The sequence below is a fragment of the Xylophilus sp. ASV27 genome, from assembly GCF_016428875.1.
Taxonomy (GTDB): domain Bacteria; phylum Pseudomonadota; class Gammaproteobacteria; order Burkholderiales; family Burkholderiaceae_C; genus Xylophilus.
Window position 1 is genome coordinate 1 of the sequence record NZ_JAELTO010000223.1, and the last position, 1,661, is coordinate 1,661.

A 1,661-nucleotide genomic window follows, 5' to 3' on the forward strand; every position below is an offset into this window, starting at 1 on the left:
CCCGTGAAGCGGGTGGTGGACTACAACGTGAAAGTCCGAGTGAAATCGGACGGCACGGGCGTGGACATCGCCAACGTGAAGATGAGCATGAACCCCTTCGACGAAATCGCCATTGAAGAGGCGGTGCGGCTCAAGGAAAAAGGCGTTGCCAGCGAAGTCATCGCCGTGAGCTGCGGCGACGCCAAATGCCAGGAAACCCTGCGCACGGCCATGGCCATCGGCGCGGACCGCGCCATCCTCGTCGAAACCGAGGCCGAACTGCAGCCCCTGGCCGTTGCCAAACTCCTCAAGGCCCTGGTCGACAAGGAGCAGCCCGCCCTCGTCATCCTCGGCAAACAGGCCATCGACGACGACGCCAACCAGACCGGCCAGATGCTCGCCGCCCTGGCCGACCTGCCCCAGGCCACCTTCGCCAGCAAAGTCGAAGTATCCGGCGACAAAGTCAGCGTCACCCGCGAAGTCGACGGCGGCCTCGAAACCCTCAGCCTGAGCCTGCCGGCCGTCATCACCACCGACCTGCGCCTGAACGAGCCGCGCTACGTCACCCTGCCCAACATCATGAAGGCCAAGAAAAAGGCCCTCGACACCCTCAAGCCCGAAGACCTCGGCGTCGACGTCACCCCGCGCCTGAAGACCCTCAAGGTCAGCGAACCGCCCAAGCGCGGCGCCGGCATCAAAGTGCCCGACGTCGCCGCCCTGATCGACAAACTCAAGAACGAAGCGAAGGTCATCTGAAATGTCGGTACTCGTCATCGCCGAACACGACAACGCCACCCTCAAGGGCGCCACCCTCAACACCGTCACCGCCGCCCTGGCCTGCGGCAGCGACGTCCACCTGCTCGTCGCCGGCCACAACGCCGGCGGCGCCGCCCAGGCCGCCGCCCAGATCGCCGGCGTCGCCAAAGTCCTGCACGCCGAGGCCCCCGGCCTCGAACACGGCCTGGCCGAAAACGTCGCAGCGCAGGTGCTTGCCATCGCCGGCAACTACAGCCACATCCTCTTCCCCGCCACGGCCAGCGGCAAGAACATCGCCCCCCGCGTCGCCGCCATGCTCGACGTCGCCCAGATCAGCGACATCACCAAGGTCGTCTCCCCCGACACCTTCGAGCGCCCCATCTACGCCGGCAACGCCATCGCCACCGTGCAAAGCAGCGACGGCGTCAAACTCATCACCGTGCGCACCACCGGCTTCGACCCCGCAGCCGCCACCGGCGGCAGCGCCCCCATCGAAACCACGGCCGCCACCCCGGATACCGGCAAGAGCAGCTTCGTCGGCAGCGAAATCGCCAAAAGCGACCGCCCCGAACTCACCGCCGCCAAGATCATCGTCTCCGGCGGCCGGGCGCTGGGCAGCAAGGAAAAGTTCGACGAAATCATCACCCCCCTGGCCGACAAGCTCGGCGCCGCCCTGGGCGCCAGCCGCGCAGCGGTAGACGCGGGCTACGCGCCCAACGACTGGCAGGTCGGGCAGACCGGCAAGATCGTCGCCCCGCAGCTCTACGTGGCCGTGGGCATCTCCGGGGCCATCCAGCACCTGGCCGGCATGAAGGACTCCAAGGTGATCGTGGCGATCAACAAGGACGAGGAGGCGCCCATCTTCTCCGTGGCCGACTACGGCCTCGTGGCCGATCTGTTCTCGGCTGTGCCGGAGATGGTGCAGG

Annotated in this window: 2 protein-coding genes; both read left to right on the top strand. The window is 66.9% G+C overall.

What is annotated here, in order from left to right:
- The coding region (locus JHD63_RS22475) for an electron transfer flavoprotein subunit beta/FixA family protein (RefSeq protein WP_233168546.1) at positions 1 to 735 on the top strand (735 nt) is incomplete at its 5' end.
- Position 736: 1 nt separating this feature from the next.
- Positions 737 to 1,661 (top strand): electron transfer flavoprotein subunit alpha/FixB family protein (locus JHD63_RS22480; RefSeq protein ID WP_198973011.1); only part of this gene is annotated, 925 nt, incomplete at its 3' end.